This window comes from Corallococcus exercitus (genome assembly GCF_042231735.1).
Lineage (GTDB): Bacteria > Myxococcota > Myxococcia > Myxococcales > Myxococcaceae > Corallococcus > Corallococcus exercitus_B.
Map to the genome: position 1 here is coordinate 1,626,672 of NZ_CP102577.1, position 24,035 is coordinate 1,650,706.

At 71.2% G+C, this 24,035-nt stretch carries 18 protein-coding genes; 13 read left to right on the plus strand and 5 right to left on the minus strand.

The features are described 5' to 3' along the window. The first annotated feature begins 22 nt into the window (after positions 1 to 22). From NR792_RS06070 to nadD, 4 genes are all read left to right on the plus strand, one after another. Positions 23 to 1,363, plus strand: coding sequence for an adenylate/guanylate cyclase domain-containing protein (locus NR792_RS06070; protein WP_375759114.1), 1,341 nt, complete (start codon positions 23 to 25; stop codon positions 1,361 to 1,363). Between the two features lie 61 nt (positions 1,364 to 1,424). Continuing rightward, the gene (locus tag NR792_RS06075) at positions 1,425 to 2,615 is read left to right on the plus strand and encodes an exo-beta-N-acetylmuramidase NamZ domain-containing protein (RefSeq protein WP_375759115.1); all 1,191 of its coding nucleotides are present in this window, start codon (positions 1,425 to 1,427) and stop codon (positions 2,613 to 2,615) included. 7 nt (positions 2,616 to 2,622) lie between these two features. Continuing rightward, the gene (locus NR792_RS06080) at positions 2,623 to 3,297 is read left to right on the plus strand and encodes a hypothetical protein (protein ID WP_375759116.1); all 675 of its coding nucleotides are present in this window, start codon (positions 2,623 to 2,625) and stop codon (positions 3,295 to 3,297) included. A gap of 10 nt (positions 3,298 to 3,307) precedes the next feature. Then, positions 3,308 to 3,874, plus strand: a complete 567-nt coding sequence (gene nadD / locus NR792_RS06085; protein ID WP_375759117.1) for a nicotinate (nicotinamide) nucleotide adenylyltransferase — start codon at positions 3,308 to 3,310, stop codon at positions 3,872 to 3,874. 6 nt (positions 3,875 to 3,880) lie between these two features. On the opposite strand, the gene NR792_RS06090 is transcribed toward nadD, so the two are convergent. Continuing rightward, the gene (locus NR792_RS06090; RefSeq protein ID WP_375759118.1) at positions 3,881 to 7,021 is read right to left on the minus strand and encodes a hypothetical protein; all 3,141 of its coding nucleotides are present in this window, start codon (positions 7,019 to 7,021) and stop codon (positions 3,881 to 3,883) included. An 88-nt stretch (positions 7,022 to 7,109) separates the two neighbouring features. On the opposite strand from NR792_RS06090, the gene NR792_RS06095 reads away from it, so the two are divergent. Next, positions 7,110 to 8,435, plus strand: coding sequence for a hypothetical protein (locus NR792_RS06095; RefSeq protein ID WP_375759119.1), 1,326 nt, complete (start codon positions 7,110 to 7,112; stop codon positions 8,433 to 8,435). 45 nt (positions 8,436 to 8,480) lie between these two features. Here NR792_RS06095 and NR792_RS06100 read toward each other — a convergent pair whose 3' ends face one another. Both NR792_RS06100 and NR792_RS06105 read right to left on the minus strand, forming a co-directional pair. Beyond that, positions 8,481 to 9,422 carry a Rossmann-like and DUF2520 domain-containing protein gene (locus NR792_RS06100; protein WP_375759120.1) on the minus strand — a complete coding sequence of 314 codons (942 nt, stop codon included), beginning with the start codon at positions 9,420 to 9,422 and terminating at the stop codon, positions 8,481 to 8,483. Positions 9,423 to 9,424: 2 nt separating this feature from the next. Continuing rightward, the gene (locus NR792_RS06105; protein ID WP_375759121.1) at positions 9,425 to 12,004 is read right to left on the minus strand and encodes an AAA family ATPase; all 2,580 of its coding nucleotides are present in this window, start codon (positions 12,002 to 12,004) and stop codon (positions 9,425 to 9,427) included. Between the two features lie 216 nt (positions 12,005 to 12,220). Here NR792_RS06105 and NR792_RS06110 point away from each other — a divergent pair, with 216 nt between their 5' ends. The 7 genes from NR792_RS06110 (at position 12,221) to NR792_RS06140 (ending at position 19,390) form a co-directional block, all read left to right on the plus strand. Beyond that, on the plus strand, positions 12,221 to 12,919 hold the full coding sequence (locus NR792_RS06110) for a YIP1 family protein (protein ID WP_375759122.1): 699 nt from the start codon (positions 12,221 to 12,223) through the stop codon (positions 12,917 to 12,919). Further along, entirely contained in the window at positions 12,916 to 14,241 is a 1,326-nt protein-coding gene (locus NR792_RS06115; protein WP_375759123.1) for a TolC family protein, read from the plus strand. The genes NR792_RS06110 and NR792_RS06115 overlap by 4 nt, the downstream gene beginning before the upstream one ends. Next, on the plus strand, positions 14,238 to 15,491 hold the full coding sequence (locus NR792_RS06120) for an efflux RND transporter periplasmic adaptor subunit (protein ID WP_375759124.1): 1,254 nt from the start codon (positions 14,238 to 14,240) through the stop codon (positions 15,489 to 15,491). The genes NR792_RS06115 and NR792_RS06120 overlap by 4 nt, the downstream gene beginning before the upstream one ends. Further along, positions 15,488 to 16,249, plus strand: a complete 762-nt coding sequence (locus NR792_RS06125) for an ABC transporter ATP-binding protein (RefSeq protein WP_375759125.1) — start codon at positions 15,488 to 15,490, stop codon at positions 16,247 to 16,249. The genes NR792_RS06120 and NR792_RS06125 overlap by 4 nt, the downstream gene beginning before the upstream one ends. Continuing rightward, complete coding sequence (locus NR792_RS06130) at positions 16,246 to 17,484, plus strand: ABC transporter permease (RefSeq protein ID WP_375759126.1); 1,239 nt, start codon at positions 16,246 to 16,248, stop codon at positions 17,482 to 17,484. Before NR792_RS06125 ends, NR792_RS06130 begins: the two co-directional genes overlap by 4 nt. Before the next feature lie 4 nt (positions 17,485 to 17,488). Continuing rightward, positions 17,489 to 18,718, plus strand: a complete 1,230-nt coding sequence (locus tag NR792_RS06135) for an ABC transporter permease (protein WP_375759127.1) — start codon at positions 17,489 to 17,491, stop codon at positions 18,716 to 18,718. Between the two features lie 93 nt (positions 18,719 to 18,811). Next, the gene (locus NR792_RS06140; protein ID WP_375759128.1) at positions 18,812 to 19,390 is read left to right on the plus strand and encodes a GNAT family N-acetyltransferase; all 579 of its coding nucleotides are present in this window, start codon (positions 18,812 to 18,814) and stop codon (positions 19,388 to 19,390) included. A 10-nt stretch (positions 19,391 to 19,400) separates the two neighbouring features. Here the strand turns inward: NR792_RS06140 and NR792_RS06145 are convergent, their stop codons facing one another. Both NR792_RS06145 and NR792_RS06150 read right to left on the minus strand, forming a co-directional pair. After that, on the minus strand, positions 19,401 to 21,203 hold the full coding sequence (locus tag NR792_RS06145; protein WP_375759129.1) for a tetratricopeptide repeat protein: 1,803 nt from the start codon (positions 21,201 to 21,203) through the stop codon (positions 19,401 to 19,403). Between the two features lie 107 nt (positions 21,204 to 21,310). After that, positions 21,311 to 21,724 carry a hypothetical protein gene (locus tag NR792_RS06150; protein ID WP_375759130.1) on the minus strand — a complete coding sequence of 138 codons (414 nt, stop codon included), beginning with the start codon at positions 21,722 to 21,724 and terminating at the stop codon, positions 21,311 to 21,313. A gap of 393 nt (positions 21,725 to 22,117) precedes the next feature. Here NR792_RS06150 and NR792_RS06155 point away from each other — a divergent pair, with 393 nt between their 5' ends. Next, positions 22,118 to 24,034, plus strand: coding sequence for a thiamine pyrophosphate-binding protein (locus tag NR792_RS06155; protein WP_375759131.1), 1,917 nt, complete (start codon positions 22,118 to 22,120; stop codon positions 24,032 to 24,034). Position 24,035 lies beyond the last annotated feature (1 nt).

The window sequence follows — 24,035 nt, forward strand, 5'->3', positions numbered from 1 at the left end:
CGCTGCATACACTGCCCCCGCTTTGAAGACCGCCAACCTCGCCATCGTCTTCACCGACATCAAGGGCTTCACCGAACGCACCAGTCGGCAGACGCTGGAGGAGAACCAGCGTCTGCTCCAGGTGCATGAGGCGTTGCTCGCGCCGTTGTTCAAGGCGTTCGGTGGACGCATCATCAAATCGATTGGCGACGCGTTCCTCGTCACCTTCGAGTCCCCCACCCAGGCCGTGTTGAGCGGCATCGCCATCCAGGACCGGCTCTGGCACCACAACCGGGAGCTGCTGGAGGACGATCAGATCCACGTCCGCGTCGCCGTGAACGTGGGCGAGGTGCGGGTGGAGGCCAACGACATCTTCGGCGAGCCGGTGAACATCGCGGCCCGCGTGGAGGGCATCACCGACGCGGACGAGGTCTTCTTCACGGAGGCCGTCTACCTCTCCATGAACAAGGCGGAGGTGCCGTCGCAGGAGGTGGGCGCCTTCGAGCTCAAGGGCATCCCCGGGAAGATCCGCGTCTTCCGCGTGCCGCGAGCGCCCTACCGGGTGCTGGCGCCGGCGCCGGACGCGGTGCTGCCGGCGCCGGAGGAGGCGTCTTCACTGCCGCCGTATGGCAACCTGGCCCTGGCTCGCGTGCCGGATTCGGGCCTGGACCTGGGCGTCCTGGGCCAGCGCGCGGCGGTGGTGGGCGCGGTGGTGGGGCAGGGCGCCGTGGCGGTGGGGCAGCGCGCGGCGGTGGTGGGGGCGGCGGTGGGCCAGCGGGCCACGGTGCTGGGAAAGCAGGCGCGCACCGCGACGGATGCGCTCTGGGCACGCATGTACGCGAAGCTGCCGCCCGCCATCACCTCCAAGGTGTCGTCGACCGTGGCGGGTGTGTGCGCGGTGCTGCTGGCGGTGGTGCTGCTGGGAGGGGCGCTGCTCGTCAACGGAGGGGGCGCCACGATGCGGGCCATCCGCGACGTGGAGGGCACCACCGGCGCGGAGAAGACCGCGCGCGTGGCCGAGGCGCGGCGGCTCATCAAGCAGGAGGACCCGGATCAGCGCGGCTACCTCAACGGGCGGCTGGAGGAGGCGCAGGGCAACATGGGCGCCGCGATGGCCCTCTACGCGCAGGCGGTGCGCAAGGACGACAACGACCGCGCGGCGTCCCGGCTCATCTCGTTCCTGAAGCACGAGCAGTGTGGCGTGCGCTCCAGCGCGGCGGAGGTCCTGGCCGGCCTGCACCTGGAGTCCGCGCGCGGGCCGCTGGAGACGCTGGCCGACGACGGGGGCCCGAACGATGGCGAGTCCGGAGGCTTCCTGGGCCTGAGCACCTGTGACTCGAAGAAGGCGGCGCAGAGCGCGCTCAAGCGCCTGGCCGCGAACTGACCTCCGAACCTGACCTGCCCTGCCCGCGCATGCCGTGGGCGGCGGGACGAGGCGACCGAACGTGACGAAGGTGAAGACGGGACTGGATGTGTGGGCCGCGCAGGGCTTCTCCGCGCTCAAGGGCAAGCGCGTGGGCGCCATCGTCAACCCCACGAGCGTGGACTCGCGCTTCCGCCACCTGGCGGACCTCCTGGCCGGCACCGAGGGCGTGACGCTGGCGGCGCTCTTCGGACCGGAGCACGGCATCCGCGGCGAGGCCCAGTACATGGTGGCCGTGGACGAGGCGCGCGACCGCAGGACGGGCGTGCCGGTGCACAGCCTCTACGGCTCCACCTTCGAGTCGCTCTCCCCGCGCCCGGAGTGGCTGAAGGGGCTGGACGCGCTGGTGTTCGACATCCAGGACGTGGGCAGCCGCTACTACACCTACGTCTACACCATGGCCCTGGCGATGAAGGCCGCGGCCCAGGCCCGCGTGGCGTTCTACGTGCTGGACCGGCCCAACCCGCTGGACGGGGTGACGCTGGAGGGCAACCTCGTGGGGGAGAAGTTCCGCTCCTTCGTGGGGCTGTACGCGCTGCCCAACCGGCACGGCATGACGGCGGGGGAGCTGGCGCGGCTGTTCAACGCGCAGGAGGGCTTCGGCTGCGACCTCACGGTGGTGCCGTGCGAGGGCTGGACGCGCGACATGTACTGGAGCGACACGGGCCTGCCGTTCCTGCCGCCGTCACCCAACATGCCCACCGCGGACACGGCGCTGGTGTACCCCGGCATGTGCCAGCTGGAGGGCACCAACGTGTCCGAGGGCCGCGGCACCTGCCGGCCCTTCGAGCAGTTCGGCGCGCCGTGGGTGGACACGGACCAGCTGCTGGCCCGGCTGGACAAGGAGCGGCTGCCGGGCGTGGCCTTCCGGCCGGTGGGCTTCACGCCGACGTTCGACAAGTACCAGGGCCAGTCGTGCAGCGGGGCCTTCATCCACGTCACGGACCGCAAGGCGTTCAAGCCGCTGCGCACGGGCATCGCCATCGCCCAGGCGCTGCACGACATCGGCCCGGGGCACTTCGACTGGCGGGCGGACGCGTACGAGTTCGTGGACGACGTGCCCGCGTTCGACCTGCTGTGCGGCACCGACCAGGTGCGTCGCGGCATCGAGGAGGGCTGGAGCCTGGACCGGATGCTGGAGGGCTTCGAGCTGCAGACGGAGGCCTTCCGCAAGCACCGCGAGCCCGCCCTGCTGTACGCTTCCCGGCGGTGACCCTCACGTGATTGGCGTCTTCTCCGATACGCACGGCGACCTGGACGCCTTCGACGCGGCCTACGAGCTGCTGCGGGCGAAGGGTGCGCGGCGCTTCCTCTTCATTGGCGGGCGCTACACGGACCTGGATGAATGGGTGCTGTGGCGCCGGCAGAAGGGCCGGGGCGGGCGCGAGTACTCCGACGCGGACTTCCTGGCGGACGTGACGCAGTGGCTGGTGGCGCCGCAGGACGGCCTGGGGCGCACGCCCGCGTCCCGCGAGGCCCCCGCGGACCTCACGTCCGAGGACGACCGGCGGCTGGTGATGGAGCGCTTCGTGCGCGTGCCGGAGCGCGACTCGCTGGCGTACCGGGACCCCGCCGTGGCCAACAAGGCCATGGACCTGGTGGGGGACACGCTCTGCTGCGTGGTGCACGACAAGAACGACCTGGTGCGGGACGACCTGCTCAACGCGCAGGTGTTCATCCACGGCAAGGAGCCGGAGCCCGCGGTGGTGCAGATTGGCCCGCGCTACTTCGTGACGCCGGGCCGGCTGGTGGGGGCCGCGGAGCAGACGTGCGGCCTGCTGGAGAAGGCGGAGCGCAACCTGAGCTTCTCCGCGTTCCGGTTGGATGGGCACCTGGTGCTGCCGCCCCGGGTGCTGCAGGTCGATTCGCGCTCGACGAAGCTCACCGTCAAATAAGAGGCCCGCCGTGAAGGTCGCGCTGCTCGGAGGCTCGTTCAACCCGCCGCACGTGGGCCACCTGATGGCGGCCTCCTACGTCCACGCGACGCAGGGCGTGGATGCCGTATGGCTGATGCCCACGTTCCACCATCCGTTCGGCAAGCAGCTGGAGCCCTTCGAGGCGCGCGTGCGCATGTGTGAAGCGCTCTGCCGCGAGACGTCCGGCTGGCTCCAGACGAGCCTGGTGGAGCGCGAGCTGGGCGGCGGCGGGCGCACGGTGGACACGCTGGCGTTCCTGGTGGAGCGCTACCCGGACACGCGGTTCTCGCTGATCATCGGCAGCGACATCCTGAGAGATTTGCCGAACTGGAAGGACTTCGACCGCATCCAGCGGATGGCCCGTGTGCTGGTGCTCTACCGCGCGGGCTACCCGGCGCCGGACACGGTGGGGCCTCCCTTGGCGGAGGTGTCCTCCACGCAGGTGCGCGACCTCTTGGCGCGCGGCCTGGAGCCGTCGGAGTTGGTGCCGTCCGCGGTGCTCCAGGTGGCGCGCGAGGAGGGGCTGTTCGGCCTGCGCGGACCGCGGGTGCCGTAGGCCCGGCTAGAAGGTCAGGCCAATGAGGTGCAGGTCGCCGAAGCCGTCATCGAAGCGGTGGGCGTACTGGTAGAAGAAGGCCAGCGCGTAGGCCTGGCCCACGGTGAGCCGCAGCGTGGCCATGCCGCCCACCGCCGCGTGGTTGTCCCGGTTGTCCGTGCGCGCGATGGACCCGAAGCCGTCCAGCTCCACCTGGCTGACGAAGAGGGACGGCAGCACCCACAGCGTGGAGGCCCAGCCGTAGTCGATGATGAAGCGGTAGCGGTAGCGCGCGTTGGCGAGCAGCACGTTGCGCGCGCGGAAGGTGTGGTCCTCGTAGCCGCGCAGGTACTCGCTGAAGGCGAGCCCCGGCTGGAGCTGGAGCGGCAGGCCGCCATCGCCCGTGCTCTCGCGGTTGATGAAGAAGGCCTCGCCCGGGAGGATGCCGCCGACCTCCAGGAGCCCGTCGGGTGCGCCGGGCAGGGCGCGGCCCGCGACGGAGAGCTGGAGGTTGTCCTTGCCGGTGAAGGGCAGGCCGCCCAGGTAGCCGTCCACGCCCAGGCGCACGTCGCCCACGGTGGAGTCGAGCGTGAACGCCTTCGGGAAGATGCCGCCGCTCACGGACAGCCCCAGGCCGCGCTGGGTGCCGCCGTAGGACGTGCCCTCGCCGGAGAAGTACGACGCGGCGACCTCCGGGCCAATGAGGCGCGTGGTGATGGCCGGCCGGCGATCCGTGGCGTCGAAGCGACGGTCGAGCGCGAGCACGCCGAAGCTCACCGGCGTCGTCCAGAACGTGCGGGACGCGAACGCGGTGGCCTGGAGGTCCGTGCGGTCGTTCTCGCGCAGGCGCGACGCGGAGACCTGGAGGTAGAAGGGCGACAGCTGCGCGTTGCCGTACGCGAACGACACGCCGGGCTGCTCCTCCTTCATGTCGTAGGTGAGCGTGAGCGCGTAGGCGTGGAAGCCCAGCCGGTCCTGACCCGCGATGGAGATGCCTCCCGCGAAGTAGGGGTCCTCTTCGTCGACGTCGTTGGGCACCGTGTAGAAGTAGGGCACCCGGTAGTTCGGGATGAAGAAGCCCTCGAGCGGCGAATAGGGCTCGTCGGTCAGCACGTCCACCGCGCGGCCCGCGACGGCTGGCGGCGTCACGGGAGCGTCCACGTCCTGCGCGGGATCCACCGGCGGCGGAGGCGGCGCCACCTGTACGGTGGGGGCATCGGAAGGGGCCTGCGTGGGCGCGTCCGTCGGAGCGGCGGGCTGACCGGGGAAGGCGACGAAGCCATCCTGCGCGTCCGCGCCCTGCGCCACCGGATGGGGCGCGGGCGTACCCTGCGCCACCGTCTCCGGAGCCGACGCGATCGCGACGCTTTCGGATGGGGGCTCCGGTGTCGCGCGCAGGTCCGCCAGGGCCTCGGTGAGGGGCGCGCGGTCCACGGTGAAGTTGATGCCGTCGCGGTTGAGGAACACGACCGCGTCCCCGCCCACGGGAGCCACGTCGAGCACCAGGAGCGGCGCGTCGGTGACGCGGGCGATGCGGCGGGTGGACACCGTCATCACGTGCGCCTGGAGCCGGCCCTCGTGCTCACGCAGGAACACGAGGTGATCATCGTCCAGCCACCGGGGCGAGTAGTTGAACAGCCCGTCCCGCGTGAGCCAGCGCAGCGAACCGTCCGGCTCGCGCAGCACCAGGTCCCAGCCCTCCGCGCCGGCCATGGGGAACACGTAGCGCCCACCGTCGGGAGAGGTGACGGGCGTGCCCAGCGCCGTGTGCGCCTTGAAGTCCGTCAGCTGCTCGCGCTGGCCCGTCTCCAGGTCCAACCGCACGAGGTTCGCCGCGTCGCCGCGCACCTCGACGAAGACGTACGACCCGCCGTCCACCGTGACGTCGCCGCCCATGCCCACCAGGTCGTCCCACAGGCGCACCACGTCGCCCGTGCGCGCGTCCACCCGCCACAGCTTCCCGATGTAGCTGCCCACCGAGTCCACGTCCGCGCTGACCAGGTAGAGCCACTGGCCGTCGCGGCTGAACGTCATGCCGCTCACGAGCGACGGGCTGGCCACCACCCACCTGCGCCCCGGCAGCAGCTGCACCAGCGCGCGGCTGAAGCGCTCGCGGCCGTCGCGCTCGCGCACGGTGAGGTGGGTGATCTCCTCGCGGCCCACGCTCAAGAGCGCGGTGCTGCCGTCGAGCGGGTTCGCGGCGAGCCGCGAGAAGTAGCCTCCCTCCCGCACGAGCACCTGCTGCGTGGCGGGGCGCTCGCGCACCTGGAGGTCCTTCTGGAGGCTCTCCTCGAACTCGCTGAACAGCGACCCGATGTCCTTGCCGTACACCCGCTTGAACCGCAGCGTCACCGCGACGGGCGGGAACAGCGAGCTGCCCTGTTCCTCCACCAGCTTCCACAGGCGCTTCTCGCCGTAGGTCTTCGCCAGGTACTCCACGAAGTGCATGCCGCTCAGGTAGTTGCCGCCGAACGGCTCCAGCGCGCGGTGCTCCGGGGACAGGTAGCCCGCGTTGAGCTCGCCGCGCCGGGCCTGCACCGCGCCCTCCCACCAGCCGCGCCACACCGGGCTGTACGGGCGTCCCGTTTCCTTGCCCAGCCGGCCCTCGTAGTAGGTGGCCAGGCCCTCCAGGAACCAGGACTCGGTGAAGATGTTGGGCTGGAAGAGGCCGCCCGTGATCTTGTTGAGGACGTTCCAGAGGCCGCCCACCTGCTGCATCTGCACGTAGTGGACGGACTCGTGACAGGCCACGTCGCCGATGTCCGTCTCACCCAGGCCCAGCAGGTTGAACTGCTCCAGCGTCATGTGCTGCGGCAGCACCATCTGCTGCGGCGTGCTGGCGAACTCCGACTGGACGTACGCGTTGTTGAAGTCCGCGCTCGTCAGGTAGACGAGGACCCGCTTGCGCTCGGCCTTGCTCCACGCGTCGGTGCGCAGCCGGTCCACGCAGCCTTCCATCCGGGCGGCCACCCGCAGCGCCGTCGCGCGCAGGTGCACCGGGTAGTACAGCTCCAGGGAGCGCGTGGTCAGCTTGTGCATCTCGTCCCGCGCGAACGACGCCTGGACGTTTTGCGGAAAACGGGGTGCGACGAAAGCACACCCCGATGTCAGCAGAAGGAGACACGCGAGGATGGCGGGCTGGCGGGCAGGCCCGCGAGAAGCTGACATGGTGGGCATCCTACCGACCACAATTCGTAGTCACGAACGCGTTTTTCACGGTAAGGGAACGCGTCGCCTTCCTCACAGGAATCTTTCCATGACCGAACCCGCCGAGCCCCAGGGGCTCCCTGTTCCGCAGCACGTCCACAATGCGCAGCTCCAGATTTCCGCGGCGCTGGAGAAGGCCAGCGGCGCGCCGGTCGACCTGACGAAGGCGCCGTGGGCGGACGTGGAGAAGTCGGTCATCCAGCTCCTGGGCGGCCGGTTCGACCCGAACAACCCGAACCACCAGGGTGCGGCGCTGGGCCTGGCGGGCGGCTTCGCGCTGCGCCTCATCTCCGAGCACCAGGCCTTCTGGTTCCCCAACCGGGACTCGCCCGAGGGCGCCTCGCTGGGCTTCCCCGAGGCCATCATCATGCTGTCCCCGTTCGGGGCGGTGATGGACGCGCTGTCGCAGGGCAAGCTGGCGCGCCTGGATGACCTGGCCAGCGACATCCGCCGCTCGCTGGGGCAGGTGAAGTTCGGCACCAACCCGGCGCAGGCCCTGGGCGGCGGTCAGCCCCAGAAGCTGGCGCCCCAGGACTACCAGCGCCTGTTCGACCCGGGCTTCCTCCAGTTCATCGTGGTGGATCAGGCCAAGGCGAAGCAGACGCTGGAGGCGAAGACGGACGCGCTGGCGCGCGACGTGCGTGACGCGCTGGGCCGCACCCAGCCGCCGCTGCCGCCGGAGGCCCGCCAGCAGTTCGAGGGGCAGATCGTCACGTCGCTGCAGCGCATGGAGCAGGGCAAGACGCTGGCGGATCAGGCCGAGCGCGCCCCCCGCCTGGCGGAGCTGATGACGCACCTGGCGGCGACGGTGGGCGGCACGGGCTCCGCGCCGGAGGAGTTCTGGCACGACGTGGTGCTGCCGCTGCTCTTCATCGGCACGCCCGCGAGCTTCCCGCCGCTGGATGACGAGGAGCTGGAGGCGTTCAAGCAGGGCGCGGATCCGCTGGCGCTCTTCGTGGACGTGGTGCCGCACTCGCACCGCGCGCCGGACGAGGGCCTGCTGGGCGCGTTCGAGATGTCGGAGATCGGCCTGGTGCACCCGGCCTTCCAGAAGGTCGGCGCGCTGCGCCTCATCCGCATCAACCCGGACCGGCTGAAGCCGCTGCTGGAGAAGTACGACCCGAACGCGACCATGGACGCGGTGCAGCGCTTCACGGCGCACGTGTCCAAGGCCGCGGGCCAGCCTGCCGCGGAGTCTCCGCAGGGCAAGGAGATGCTCCAGGCGGCGCTGACGCTGCTGGCGGACCTGAAGCGCTCCGTGTCGGTGCCGGGCGACGTCTGCCTGCGCCGCCTCACCGAGGCCGAGGCCGCCTCCGAGCAGGCCCTGGCCATCGTGCGCCGCGCGCTGCAGAGCCCGCGCATCATCCTCACCTAGTCCGGTGGGAGGGGCGCGCGTCCGGGGCCACCGGGACGCGCGCCGTCACTTCTTCGCGAGCAGGGCTTCCAGCGCGGCACGCGGTTCCGGCTGGAGCCGCTCCGAGGCCAGCCGCAGGGCCCGCCGCGAGAGCTGTGCATAGAGCGGAGCGATGTCTGGAGGCAGCGCCGCGAGGTGCGCCGCGACGACGCCCGCATCGCCCCGGACGATGGGGCCGGTGAGTCCGCCCGAAAGGCCGCGCGCTTCGATGCCTCGCAATGCCGAGCGCATCAGCGGCAGCAGGGCCTTCAAGGCCGCCTCCGGTTCGATGCCAGCCGCGCCCAGGGCGCCCACGGCCGCGTCCGCCAGGGACACGAGTCCGCCAGCGCTCAGCACCGCGCCCGCGTGGTAGGCGGCCCGGTGCGCCTCCGGCACGTCGAACATCGCGAAGCCCACGTCCTGGGCCATGCGCTGGAGCAGGGCGCGAAGGGCAGGGGAGCGCGTGCTGATGGCGGCCGTGTGGCCCGCGAGCGAGTCCCGAGCGGAGGACACGGCGCAGAGCGGATGGAATGAGCCCACCGCCCGGCCCCGCTGCGTCCCCAGCACGGAGAGGGGCAGGGCGCCCGCGGTGTGCACCAGCGCCACGGTGCGCGGCAGCTCGCGTGAGAGGGCTTCGGATACGGAGGGCACCGCCGCGTCCGGAACGCACAGGACACAGACGCGAGCCTTCTTCAGGTCCACCGAGGTCGCGGGCTTCAAGCCCAGCGCCCGCGTGCGCTCACGGCCCGCGTCGTCGCGAGAGTGCACGCGCACGGGCCAGCGCTTCGCCTGCAGCGCCAGCGCGAGCGCGCCACCCAGCCGCCCCGCGCCGACGATGACCACGGGAGCGCGCTTCGCTTTCGCGCTCCGCGCAGGCCGGCCTCGCGAGACCGCAGGACGCGCGCGGGCCGGATTCTCGGGCTCGGAGCGAACGGTGCCGCTCCGCGCGCTCGGGCCTTGCCGCGCCACCGTCAGGCGGCGTCTCGCGCGAACTGGAGCTGCCCGGCCTGCACGGCCACGCGCACGCGGTCTCCCGCGCCGAACTCGCCGGAGAGGATGCGCTCCGCCAGGGGGCCTTCCACCAGCCGCTGCACCACCTGGCGCATCGGACGGGCGCCCAGCATCGGGTCGAAGCCGCCGGACTTGAGCAGGTGACCCACCACGTCCGTGCCCGCCGTGTAGACGATGCCGCGCTCCGTCGCGAGCCGCTTGCTGCTCTCCGCCAGGATGAGCGTGGCGATCTTCGCCACCTCCTGCTCCGCCAGCGGACGGAACGGCAGCCGCTCATCGATGCGGTTCCACAGCTCCGGCGGCAGCGCCTTGCGCGCCGTGTCCGACGCCATGTCCAGCGCCTTGCCCTCGGCCGCGTCCGCCGCGCCGAAGCCCACCGCGCGGCCCGTGCGGTTGAACGCCTCCGCGCCCAGGTTCGTGGTCATCACGATGACCGTGTTCGAGAAGTCGATGTGCCGGCCCTTGCCGTCCGTCAGCCGCCCCTCCTCCAACACCTGGAGCAGCAGCATCTGCACCTCGCGGTGCGCCTTCTCGATCTCGTCCAGCACCACGACCGACGACGGCCGGCGGCGAACCGGCTCCGTGAGCTGCCCGCCCTCACCGAAGCCCACGTAGCCCGCGGGCGAACCGATGAGGCGCGACACGCCGTGGGACTCGGACATCTCGCTCATGTCCAGGCGCACCAGCGCGTCCCGGTTGCCGAACAGCACCTCCGCCAGCGCCCGCGCCATCTCCGTCTTGCCCACGCCCGTGGGGCCCAGGAAGAGGAAGCTGCCCATGGGCCGGCGCGACGCGAAGCCCGCGTAGTTGCGGCGGATGACCCGCGCGATGCGCACCACCGCGTCGCCGTGGCCAATCACGCGCTCCGCCAGGTCGTTCTCCAGCCGCAACAGCCGCGCGGAGTCCTTCATCAGGAGCCGCTCTTCCGGCACGCCCGCCAGCTTCGCCACCACGCGCGCCACGTCCGCCGCGTCCACCCGCTGCTTGCCCTCGCGGTGGCAGCGGCTGCCCGCCAGGTCCACCACGCTGATGGCCTTGTCCGGCATGAACCGGTCCGTCACGTAGCGGCTCGCCAGCGACGCGGCCGCCTCCAGCGCCTCCGGCAGGTAGCGCAGCGCGTGGTGCTCCTCGTAGCGGCCAATGATGCCCTGGAGGATCTGCACCGTCTCCGGCACCGACGGCTCGTTCACCACCACCGGCGTGAAGCGCCGCTCCAGCGCCGGGTCCGCCGCGATGAACTTGCGGTACTCGTCGTGCGTCGTCGCTCCGATGCAGGGGAACTCGCCGCGAGCCATCGCCGTCTTCAGCTCGTTGGCTGCGTCCTGCGGGCCCTCGCCCGTGGAGCCCGCGCCCACCAGCGTGTGGATCTCGTCGATGAAGACGACCACGCGCCCCTCGGCCCGCCGCACCTCTTCCTTCAGGGCGTTGAGCTTCTCGGAGAACGAGCCGCGCAGCTGCGTGCCCGCCACCAGCGTGGCCATGTCCAGCTCCACGAGGATCTTCTCCGCCAGCGTGCCGCGCAGCCCCAGCAGGCGCTGCGCCACGCCCTCCACCACCGCCGTCTTGCCCACGCCGGGCTCGCCCAGGAGGCACGGGTTGTTGGTGCGGCGCTTGCCCAGGATGTCGATGACCTCCTCGACCTCCCGCGCGCGGCCCACCACCGGATCCAGCTTCCCCTCGCGGGCCGCCTGGCTCAGGTTGCGCCCCAGCGACGTGAGCATCGGGAACGCCTTGGCGTCCAGCGTCAGGGCCTGCCCCTTGGCCTGCGAGGACGGAGGCGCGGACGGACGGGTCACCGGAGCCGGGGACGCGGGGGGCGGAGCGGGCGGCGTCGCGCGGGCGACTGGGGGCGCGGGGGGGGCCATGCGCGGCATGGGCGGGGGAGGCGGCTCCGCGCCCGCGTCCTGCGTCACGTCGTCCTCGTCCACGTCGATGAGGTCGCGCGGCGACAGCGCGGGCGTCATGCGAGCGGCCGGAGGCGTCGTCACCGGCGGCGTCATCACCGGAGCCGGGAGGGGCGCCGGGCGCGGCACGCTCAGCGCCAGCGTGGAGGAGGGCAGGGGAGACGGCGGCGCACCCACCGGGCGGCTCACCGGCGCGCGCGTGGCCACCGCCTGGCCGTAGCCCGGCTGGAGGCGGCGCGGCAGCCCGCCGCTCGTGGAATAGGCGAGGGCGGTGTTGGACAGGGAGATGAGGTCCAGGCCCGTGCGGCCCAAGAGGTCGCTCGCGGCGCAGCGCTTGCGGATGATGGCGATGAGCAGGTGGAGGCAGTCCGCCTCGCCCGCACGGAAGGTGCTGGCCAGCTCCCGGGCGCGCGCGGTCAGCTCCTGCACCACGTTGCCCGTCTCCGCCGGGGCCTCCGTGATGAGCTGCAGGAGCGCGTCCTCGTCCACGCCCTTCTCCTTCAGGAGGAGCTGGGCGCGGTTCTCCACCGTGAAGAGCGCGAGCAGCACGTGGGCCGACGTGGGCTTCTGGGCGACGCTGCGGGCGATGTCATGCGCCTCATGGAGAACCTGGGCGAGATCCGTGCTGTCGACCATTCATGCTCCGGCAAGCGTCCAGCCGAGCGGAATACACCGTCCGCCGGCCCGCCGCAAAATTTAGGCTACAGACCGCTACAGGATGGATGCAAGGCAGGATAAACCTTGGGGCGCGGCCGGATTTCGATTGGCTGGCCGCCCGTTTCCCGACTCAATTCAAGCGACCGGGCAATCACGCCGGGTGGGCTGCGTAATCCGCCCTGAGACCCCATCCCTATGACCTCCCTTGTCCAACCGGCGCGCGTCTTCGTGGACCCCCTCGGGGGCACGCGCACCGCCGTCGAGGCCCGGCGCTGGCTGTGGCCCCTCCTCATCCTCGCCTTCTGCGTCGCCGCCTCCGGCACCGTCTTCGCGCTGCGCTGGGACGCCACCACCTCCGTGGTGAGTGCCCTCCCCACCGACTCCACCGCCTCCAGCGTGTCCGAGTCCGACATCACCGAGCAGATCCAGACGGCGTCCCGCAAGGCGCTGGTGGGCGGCATCGCGATGGGGCTCATCGTGATGCCCCTGATGGTGCTGGTGCTCGCGTGCATCCTCTGGGTCACGGCGTGGCTCTTCAACAAGCCCGCCGCCTTCGGGCAGCTGATGGCCGCCGCCGCGGTGGCGATGCTGCCCATCGCGCTGTACCACCTCATCTACGCGGTGTGCGCGGGCTACCAGCACTCGCTCACGGAGCTGCGCGCGGAGCGGCTCGTGCCCTCCAGCCTGGCGCTGCTGGACGGCCTGTCGCCCAAGATGCAGCGCGTGCTCAAGGGCGTGGACTTCTTCAACCTGTGGAGCGTGGGCCTCCTGGGCGTCGGCTTCTCCACCGCCACCGGAATGCGCCTGGGGCGCTCGCTGGCCCTCATCGGAGTGCTCTACCTCATGTACGTTGGCGTCTTCTTCATCGGCCTGCCGGCGGGAGGTGGCAAGTGAGCGGCTTCCTCGTCGTCGCGGCACTTCTCACCGCCACCCCCATCACGCTGGAGGAGACGCGCCAGCTGGGCCGCAAGAACACCCAGGCGCTCCAGGCCGCGCTGGACGTCGCCGTGGCTCAGGAGGACCAGCGCGTGGCGCGCTCCGGCCTCCTGCCCCAGGTGCAGCTCAACCTGGGCCCCAGCCTCAACTACCTGGGGAAGCGCCGGGAGGTCTACAACGTCCCCATCAGCGATACGGAGACCGTCACGCGGGAGGTGGTGAGTACCTCCAACACGGCGGACAGCTACTTCGCGTCCCTGGGCCTGTCGCAGGTCATCTACAACCGCGGCCTCTGGAAGCAGCTGGAGCAGGCGGGCGTCAACGTGGACGCCACGCGCAACCAGTCCATCGAAGAGGCGGACACCTCCGAGCTGGAGGCCATCCGCCGCTTCTTCAACCTCTTCCTGTCCCAGGCCACGCTGGACGTGCTCAACGCCACCGCGCAGCGCAGCGAGGAGCAGCTGGAGCGCGCGCGCGCCCTCTTCAACGCGGGCCGCGTGGGCAAGGCCGAGGAGATCTCCGCCCAGGTCAACCTGGGCAACGACCGCATCAACATCGTGCAGCGCCAGAACCAGCTGGTGGCGGACCAGGTGCAGCTGGCCGTGTGGCTGGCGCGCCCCGGCACCGAGCCCATCCAGGCGGTGGACCCCGGCGTGCTCCAGCAGGAGCCCGCGCCCGCGCCCGCCCTGGATGACGCCATCAAGCAGGCCCGCGAGCACCGCGCCCTGCTCAAGGCGCTCCAGCAGCGCGTGCGCGTGGCGGAGCTGCAGCGCGCCATCGTGCAGGGCGACTACATCCCCCGCGTGGGCCTGTCCGCGCAGTACCGGCACACCAGCCAGGCCCCGGGCCCGTTCTTCAGCGAGCCCGGCTACGGCAACGTCTTCAACGGCGCCATCACGCTGACGTGGGACCTGTTCAACGGCTTCAACACGGACGCCCAGTCCGCGCGCGCCCAGGTGAACATCCGCAAGGCGGAGCTGACGTTCGCGCAGACGGCGCGCGAGCTGGAGGCGGAGGTCCGCCGCGCCCACCAGGTGCTGGACGGCCAGATTGCCTCCGCGAAGCTCGCGACGGCCAACCGCGCGGTCGCCCAGCAGGGCCTGGCGCTGGCGGAAGAGCGCTTCCGCGCGGGCGCCGGCTCCACGCTGGACGTGCGAGACGCGCAGCTCAAGCTGACCCAGGCGGAGCTGGTGTTGCTCCAGAGCCGCATTGATGTCGAAATCGCCCGCTATGCCCTGTTCCGGGCCATGGGCACGCTGAACCCGGGAGAATCACAATGACGTGGTGGAAGGCGGCAATCGCCGGCGCGCTGTTGCTTGGAGCGGTGGCCATCACCGTGGGCGGCCTGCGTGACCGGCCCCCCCCGACGCAGGAAGTCCAGATGGCGAAGGCCCGCAAGGGCACCATCACCCGCACCATCACCGGTGCGGGCAAGGTGCAGGCGGCCACCACCGTGAAGATCTCCTCCAACCTGTCCGGCGACCTGGTCGCCCTCAAGGTGAAGGACGGGGACGCCATCACCAAGGGGCAGGTGCTGGGGCAGATCGACAAGCGCTACTACGAGGCGGCCGTGAAGCAGGCCACCGCGTCCCGCGACGCGGCCCGCTCCGAGGTCCAGGTGGCCGAAGTGGAGACCGCGCGCCAGCGCGCGGAGCTGGCCCGCGTGAAGGGGCTGGCGGAGAAGGGGCTCGCGTCCGCCGCGGAGGTGGAGCAGTCCCAGGCCGTGACGGACACCGCCGAGGCGCGCCTCGCCGCCGCCCGGCAGCGCGTGGCCCAGAGCAGCGCCGTGCTGGAGCAGGCCTCCACGGACCTGGCGCGCACCACGCTCCTGTCCCCCATCGACGGCAACGTCATTGAACTGACGCGTGAAGTGGGCGAGCGCGTGCGCGGCTCCGACTTCTCCGAGGACGTGGTGATGACCATCGCCGCGCTCAACCAGATGGAGGTGAAGTTCGAGGTGGGTGAGCACGAGGTGGTCCACCTGAAGTACGGCCAGCCCGCGGAGGTGACGCTGGACGCGCTGGAGGGCCAGTCCTTCACCGGCACCGTGGTGGAGATCGCCCAGAAGGCCACCATCAAGAACCCCGGCACGGAGGCCGAGGTGACGAGCTTCCCCATCACCGTCGCCCTGGACGCGCGCCCGCCGGGCGTGCTCCCCGGCATGAGCGCCGAGGCGCGCATCAGCGCGGAGACGCACGAGGACGCGGTGCTCGTGCCCATCCAGGCCGTCACGGTGCGCTCCGAGCGCTCGCTGCCGGACTACCAGGCGCCGGTGGAGGGCACGACCCTCACCGCCAAGCGCCGCACGGAGACGCTGGCCAAGGTCGTCTTCGTGGTGGACAACGACAACAAGGCCCAGGTGCGCCGCGTGCGCACCGGCATCGCCAGCGACACGGAGCTGGAGGTGCTCGAAGGCCTCCAGGTGGGCGACCGCGTGGTGGAGGGCCCCTACCGCACGCTGTCCAAGGAGCTGTCCCACGGGGACGCGGTGCGCGAGCCGGAGAAGGCCGCGGCGAAGGGCAAGTCGTGACGGCAACCCCTGCACCGGACGCGGGCCCCCTCATCCAGGTGGAGGGGCTCACGCGGGCCTTCTTCGTGGGCGGTGAGGAGGTACGCGCGCTGCGCGGCGTGTCCTTTGGCATCAACCGGGGGGAGTGGGTGGCCATCATCGGCCAGTCCGGCTCCGGCAAGAGCACGCTCATGAACGTGCTGGGCTGCCTGGATACGCCCACGAGCGGCCGCTACATGCTCAACGGCAAGGACGTGTCGCGCATGGACGACGACGACCTGGCCGTCATCCGCAACGTGGAGATCGGCTTCATCTTCCAGACGTTCCAGCTGCTCCCCCGGGAGACGGCGCTCGCCAACGTGGAGCTGCCGCTGGTGTACCGGGGCATGGGCGCGAAGGAGCGGCGCGAGCGCGCCAAGGCGGCGCTGGACAAGGTGCAGCTCACGCACCGCATGCACCACCGGCCCAACGAGCTGTCGGGCGGTCAGCGCCAGCGCGTGGCCATCGCGCGGGCGCTGGTGTCGGAGCCGTCCATGCTCCTGGCGGACGAGCCCACGGGCAACCTGGACTCGGCCACCGGCGAGGAGATCGTCAAGCTCTTCGAACAGCTGCACCGGGCGGGGCACACGCTGGTGCTCGTCACGCACGAGCCCAAGCTGGCCGCGAGATGCCCCCGGGCCATCCGCCTGAGCGACGGGGAGATCGTCGCGGACGGGCCGGGGCCGGAGGTGGCGCTGGGGGTGCACGGGGTGGTGGTGCCGCAGGCGGGCACGGCATGAAGTTCCGGCAGGGCTTCCGCGTGGACGTGCTGGAGGGGGCCCGCATCGCGGTGTTCTCCCTCCGGGCGAACCGGATGCGCACGGTGCTCACGACGCTGGGCATCGGCATCGGCGTGGCGACGCTGCTGGCCATCGTCGGCATCATCCAGGGGCTCAACTCGTCGTTCGAGAAGCAGCTGGCCACCCTGGGCGCGAACACGGTCTTCATCTCCAAGTACCCCTGGATGATCAAGGGCAACTGGTGGATCTACCGCAACCGGAAGAACTTCACGCTGGAGCAGGTGGCGCAGGTGCGCGCCCAGGCGGACTTCATCACCGCCATCTCCCCGGCGGTGCTGCGCTCGTCCGACGTGTCGCACGGCGCGCTCCAGGTCTCCAACGTCCGCATCAACGGCGTGTGGAGTGACTACCTGGCCATTGGCAACTACGAGGTGGTGTCCGGCCGGTTCCTCACCCGCGCGGACGAAGAGGTGAACCGGCCGGTGGCGGTGCTGGGCGCGGACGTGGCCGCCACGCTCTTTCCCGGCATCAGCCCGCTGGGGCAGACGGTGCGCATCGACGGGCGGCCCTTCCAGGTGGTGGGCACGCTGGGGCGCAAGGGGAAGGTCGTGTCGGAGAACATGGACATGTCCGTGTTCATGCCCTTCAAGACCTTCAACGCCAGCTTCGGCAAGGGGCGGCCCATGCAGATCGCCATCGCCGTGGCGGACGCGGGCCAGATGGAGAAGGTGGAGGACCAGCTGGTGGGCATCATGCGGCGCGTGCGCGCGACGCCGCCGGGCCAGCCGGACGACTTCAACATCAACCGGACGGACTCGCTCGCGGCGACCTACGAGCAGCTCACCGGCGCGCTCTACGCGGTGGCCACCGGCGTGGGGCTCATCACCCTGCTGGTGGGCGGCATCGGCATCATGAACATCATGCTGGTGTCCGTGCGGGAGCGGACGCGGGAGATTGGCGTGCGGCGGGCCCTGGGCGCGCGCCAGCGCACCATCGTGATCCAGTTCCTGATGGAGGCCTCCAGCGTGTCCGCGGTGGGCGGCCTGCTGGGGACGGTGGTGGGCCTGGGCACGGCGAAGGTCGTGTCGCTGGTGACGCCGCTGGCGGCGGACGTGCGGCCGGGCACCGTGGTGGGCGGGGTGGCGTTCGCGGCGCTGGTGGGCCTGTTGTTCGGCATCTGGCCCGCCGCGCGCGCGGCCCGGCTGGACCCGGTGGAAGCGCTCCGCTACGAATAGCGCGATGCGGGCCTTCCTGGACAACCTGCGGCTCTCGGTGGGCACCTTCCTGGGCAACCCCCTGCGCTCGCTCTTGACGCTGGTGGGCATCGTCATCGGCGTGGCCACCGTCATCACGATGATGGCGCTGATTGAAGGCCTGCGCGAACAGGTGAACAAGAACCTGGGCAGCCTGGGCGCGCACACCTTCGAGGTGACGAAGTGGCCCACCGGCTTCGGCCGCATCAACTGGGCGAAGTACGCCAAGCGCCAGGACCTGCTCAACGAAGACGCGCGCGCCATCGTGGAGTCCTGTCCCTCCGTGGCCTCGGCCACGCCCAAGGCGGAGGTGTGGGGCAAGAAGCTGACGACGGCGTTCCGGGAGACGCCCGGGTCGGTGACCGTCGTGGGCACGGAGCACTCGTACCTGGAGACCAGCGGCATCGTCGTGACGACCGGCCGCTTCTTCAACGAGACGGAGACGCTGGACGGCCGCCCGGTGATGATCATTGGCGTGGACGTGGCGGACACGCTCTTCCCGGGCACGAACCCCGTGGGCTCCGAGCTGCGGCTGCAGGGGCGGCCCTTCCAGGTGATTGGCGTGCTGCAGAAGCGCGGCAGCGTCATGGGGATGTCCAGCCAGGACAACCAGGCCATCGTCCCCATGCGCGCCTTCCAGCAGTTCTACGGCAAGAACCGCTCGGTGGACATCGAGGTCCAGGCGCGCGACGGCGAGTCCTTCCAGAAGGCGCAGGACGAGGTGGTCAACCTGATGCGCCGCCGCCGGGGCCTCACGCCCCAGGCCGCGAACGACTTCGAGGTGCACACCAACGAGTCCATGACGGCGTCCTTCAACGAGCTGTCCCAGGTCATCGCGTTCGCGGGCGTGGGGGTGTGCTTCCTGTCGCTGGTGGTGGGCGGCATCGGCATCCTGAACATCATGCTGATGTCGGTGACGGAGCGGACGCGGGAGATTGGCATCCGCAAGGCGCTGGGCGCGCGCCGCCGCCGCATCCTGGGCCAGTTCGCCACGGAGGCGGTGATGCTGTCGCTGGTGGGCGGGGTGCTGGGGCTGGGGCTGGGCTTCGGGTTCGTCTTCCTGGGCAAGTGGGTGCTGCTGTTCCCCATGAGCGTGCCCGCGTGGGCCGTGGCGCTGTCGCTGGGCATGAGCTGCGGCGTGGGCCTGCTGTTCGGCATCTACCCGGCGTCGCGCGCGGCGCGGTTGGATCCGGTGGAGGCGATGCGCGCGGAGTAGGGGGCTGCTGGAAGGGTGCGCAGACCGCGATGGCGGTGAAAGCGCTCAGCCGGTAGGGTGGTGAGGTCCCTACCGCACGGGGCTTCCTTCCGCATGTCCATGTCCTACGCCACGCTGCCGCTGCCCGTCGTTCCCGCCCCGTACCGGTTGCGGGTCTTCACCCCGGAGGACATGGACGGGGTGATCGCGCTGTACTCCCATCCGGAGGTGGCGCGGAGCCTCAACTTCACGGTGCCCGTGCTCCGGGAGACGCTGCACACGAAGCTGACCGGCGACCTGGAGGCGATGCGCCAGGGCAAGGGCATCCGCTGGGTGCTGGCGCACGAGCAGGCCCCGACGCCCCTGGGCTACCTGACCCTCTTCAACTGGAGCCAGAAGGACCGCCGCGCGGAGGTGGGCTACATGGTGGCGCGCGCGCTGTGGGGCCAGGGCGTGATGACGGGGATCCTGCCCACGTTGATCCGCTTCGGCTTCGAGCACCTGAACCTGCACCGCATCGAAGGCATGGTGAACGTGCGCAACACGGCGTCGCACCGGGCGCTGACGCGCGCGGGCTTCCAGCAGGAGGGCGTGATGCGCGGCTACCAGGCCGACGGGAACGGGGGCGGGTTCAACGACATCGCCCTCCTGGCCCTGCTCGAGGACACCTGGCGCGCGTCCGTCGCGAAGTAGGCCGCGCGCCTCACGGCAGGTCGCGCGCGAACTGTTCGCGGTAGCGGGCCTGGAGCGTGCGCAGCTGGCGGGTGCCCCGGTACTCGCGGGCGAGCAGGTGCCAGGCCTCCGTGCGCGAGGGCTCCAGGGCGATGACGCGCTCCAGGTGCTTGCGTGCACGCGCATGCGCACGGGTGTTCGTCGCCAGCACGCCGAGCAGCAGGTGGGCCTGCACCGCATCCTCCCGGAACGCGAGCACGCGCTCGCAGGCGGTCCGCGCGGAGCCCAGGCGCCCCTGGAGCAGGTGCAGCTCGCATTGCAGGAGCGTGACGGACGGGCTCGCGGGGAACGCCCGCGCCAGCGCGGCGATGCGCTCACGCGCGGGACCCGAGGAGCCGGCATGCAGCAGCGCCTCGACGTCGGACACCGCTCGCACCAGGGCTCCTTCGCGCGCGGGCTCCAGGGCAGGGGAGGTGCCCGCTTCGGCCCTGGCCGGCAGCGCCACCTGCCGCCGCAGCCGGGCCGCCTGTTCCAGGACCCCCGCCGACGCCGAGAGCCCCGGAGCCCGGGCCGCCGTCTGCTCCGCCCACGTCACGCAATGCGCGCGCAGGAAGAGGGCCGCCAGGTCCGCCCACTGCGCGGGCTCCACCTCCGTCCGCGCCTCCAGGTTCCTCCGCGCCGCCACCAGACTGTCCCGGGCCTCGTCGAAGCGGCCCGCGTGCAGGTGTAGCAGCGCGACGTTCATGCGCAGGGAGGGCTCGTCGGGAAACCGCGCGATGGCGCGCTCGCAGCGCTCCCGCGTGGCCTCCAGCCCCGGCGTGAGGTGCACGGCGAGGTAGCACGCCAGCAGCTGCACGCGCTCGTCGTGGGGATGCCGCACGGCCAGCGGCTCCAGGGCCTCCGCGGCGACCTCCGGCCGGCCCGCCTTCTCCAGGGCGATGACCTCCGCCAGCCGCTGCCGCTCCAGCGGCGTCAGCGAGCGGGGTGTGCCCTCCGGCCCCAGCACGACGCCGGAGGCGCGGACCCGCTCCGTCCACTCCAGGAGGAAGTCCCGCTCAGGCCCCTCCCACGCCGGGCCCGTCATCGCTTCCACCACCCCACGCAGCTCGCGAGCCCAGGCCTTCTGCGCCTCCAGCTCCACGCGCGCCCCGGGCAGGTGCCGCAGCCCCGCGCCCAGCAACGCGAGCGTCCGCGCATCGAACCCCCTCTGGCCCGCGTCGTACTTCGGAGACATCCACCCACGTCCGTCGCGCACGTGCGGCGCGCCCAGCGTGTGGGCCCACTCGTGCAGCAGGACCGCCACCTCCAGCCGCTGCCGCGCCTCCACCGGCAGCCCTCCGCCCGGGCCGCGCAGGACCACGTGCCGCCCCAGCACGCGCGCGAAGCCCAGCTCGTGCTGGGCGCCGTCGAACGACACCGGCGCCGCGACCAGGCCCACGACGAGGTCCACGTCCTCGCCCGCGTCCACCGCCTCCAGGGCCCCCAGCACCGGCTCCAGCGGGCCCTCGGAGCCGCGCCGGTCCCAGGTCCGCGCGGATTCCAGCTGGAACGTCACGCCCAGGGGACCGCGCACCGCCTCGCTCGCGCGCTGGAGCCACGCCTCGAAGGCCCGCTCCCAATGGAGGCCGCGCGCCCGGTGGTCCACGTCCGCGTACACGCGCACCCGCAGTACGCGCGCGGACGGGGAAGGGGACGAGGTCGGTGAAGGTGCGATCCGCGCCCGCGAGCCGTCACGCGGCGGGGCCGGGGCCGCGCAGCGCAGGCCCAGGAGTCCCGCGAGGATGAGGAGGAGCGCCCCGAACCAGCCTGGCGTCCGCGGGGACCCGGGAATCACGGACAGGACCTGGAGGGTAGCGGGGGGAACGGTGGCGCCCGACCGGGCAGGGGAGGCGGTGGGCCTCTCAAAGGGGGGCCTCCACCGCCATCACCCAGGGACTCACATCAAGCCGCGGCGTCCTCTTCCTTCGAGGGCTCCGTGGCGTTCGTGATCCAGTCGATCGCCTTGTGCTCCCAATCCGTGTCCTTGGACGCGTCGATGTAGCGCTCCCACTCGTACACGCCGCTCTGCTTGGCCATGCGCACCATCATCAGGCGGGCCACGGTGCTGTCGAGCACCACCGCCGAGCGCACCATGCCGTTCTGCCGGAGCCAGCCCATCGCGTTCTTGATGATTTCCTGGGTCTCCGGCGGGTTCGCCTTCTGGCTCCGCATGTCCACCAGGAGCCCGAAGGGCCGCCCCCGCTTCACCGCCACCTTGGTGCGAAGGTCGTCGTACCAAGTCTTGGCCTCGGCCGGGGTGATGTAGCCGGGCGCATTGATCCGGAAGCCGTACTCCGTCCGCAGATTCTCAGCCATGCGAAACCCCCACGTTGTTTTTGTGGTGCGCGCGCCATGTCCGTGCGACTCCGGCCGGATGGCAGCGTGCCACGAGCCTACTCCACTCAGGCCCACCGTGGATCCACTCCTGCTGAACCTGCGTACGCGCGCGAGCCCCATTCCACGCGTGAACATGAAGACGTCCCAGGGTAAACGTGGTAACCCGTCACGAAGTGTGAGAATCCAGCCTCAAGCGAACTTTCCACAAATTCTACTTCACAGTCGCTCGGTTCTCCGCTATTAAAGGGATGCACTTTTTCAGCACCCCCGCAAAACTGTCACTCGCATCGAGGTCCCCCCGGACTCGGTGGCAGCGACTCGGCGACTGAACGCCGAGCACACGGGTTCCGGGGCCTTGGAGACCGCCCTTCAATGTCCAGCTCCTCGCTCGTTGAGCTCCAGTCCGTTACGTCGACCTCCCTGCGGAACGAGGTGCCCGTCGAGGCGCTGCGCCACGAGGCGCCGTCCACCGGGATGACGAACGCGATGGAGGCTCGTCACGGCGATGCGATCCCGATGTACGGGGACACGAACGCGCGGGGCTTCAAGACGGTGGAGGACATCACGGTCGCCGACTGCGTGATCGCGCACCTGGAGGCGGAGCAGGTGGATGCGGTGTTCGGCATCCCGGGCGGCAACCTCGCCCCGTTCCAGCAGGCGCTGCGCAAGCACGCCTCCATGCGCTTCATCATCTCGTCGCACGAGGCGGGCGCGGCGTTCATGGCGGACGGCTACGCGCGCGCCACCGGCAAGCTGGGCGTGTGCATGGTGACGGCGGGCCCGGGCGCCACCAACGCGCTGACGGGCGTGGCCTCCGCGCACCTGGACGGCGTGCCCATGCTGGCCATCAGCGGCAACGTCGCCACGGACCGCGTGGGCCTGATGGCGATGCAGGAGAGCAGCAGCGTCCACGGCGTGAACACGGTGGAGATGTTCCGCCAGGCGTGCGCCAGCTCGACGGGGGTCAACGACGCGCAGAGCTTCCAGCGGCTGCTGGCGCGCGCCATGCGCACCGCGCAGGGGCAGCCCGGCGGCGCCGCGCACCTGAGCGTGCCGTCCAACATCGCGCGCCAGCCCATCCACCGCGCTTCGGTGCCCACCACGCGCGGCGCCTTCCGCGCGCGTCCGGCGATGGCCCCCTTCGAGGACCTGCGCGCCGCCTTCACGCTGCTGCGCACCGCGCGCCGTCCGCTCATCTTCCTGGGCTCGGGCGCGCGCGAGGCGATGGCGGAGCACAGCGAGGCGTTCACCGCGTTCGTCACCCAGCACGGCATCCCGGTGGCCACCAGCATGCGCGGCAAGGGGCTGTTCTCCGAGCGCGAGGCGCTGTCCCTGGGAGTGCTGGGCCTGGGCGGCAGCAAGCGCTCGGAGGCGTACCTCCGCGAGGGCGTGGACGTGATGCTCGTCCTGGGCAGCCGCCTGGGGGAGTGGGCCTCCAAGAGCTTCCACCGCTACTTCCAGTCCGTCCACCACGTCATCCAGGTGGACGTGAACGCCTCCAACATCGGCCAGTTCCTGCCGGTGCGGCTGCCCATCGTGGCGGACGCGGGCTCGGTGGTGACGGGCCTGGCGGAGCTGGGGCAGATGATTGGCCCGTCCAGCGGCTCGCGCGTGCAGGAGCGCTGGGCGCAGGTGATGGCGCTGACGGAGCCCGCGCCCGTCGTGCGCACCCCGCAGGACCGGGACTCGGTGAAGCCGCAGGACCTGATGCTGGAGCTCGACAAGCACCTGAGCCCGGACATGGACCTGTACATCGACATGGGCAACTGCTCGGGCTGGACGGCGCACATCCTGCACATCACGCCGCCCGCGCGAATCTTCTACCCGTGCGGCCTGTCGTCCATGGGCTGGTCCTGCGGCGCCGTCATCGGCGGCAAGATTGGCCGTCCTGAGCGCACCGCGGTGGCCGTCGTCGGAGATGGCGCGTTCCTGATGAACGGCACGGAGATGCTCACCGCCTCGCGCTACCGCGTGGGCACGGTGACCATCGTCCTCAACGACAACTTCCTGGGCATGGTGAACCACGGCGAGCACGCGCAGAACCGCTCGCAGCCGCTGGAGGACGACTTCTACAGCCTGGGCAACCCGGACCTGAAGGCGTTCTCCGAGTCCCTGGGCGCGCGCGCCTACACGGTGAACGGCCCCGGCCAGCTGGACGCGCTGCTGCCGGAGGTGCTGCGCCGCGCGAACGAGACCGGCCAGCCGCAGGTCATCGTCGCGCACATCGACTACCGCGAGGTTCCGCCGTACGGCGACCGCTTCGCCGCGGTGGCGTCGGACGCGAAGTAGC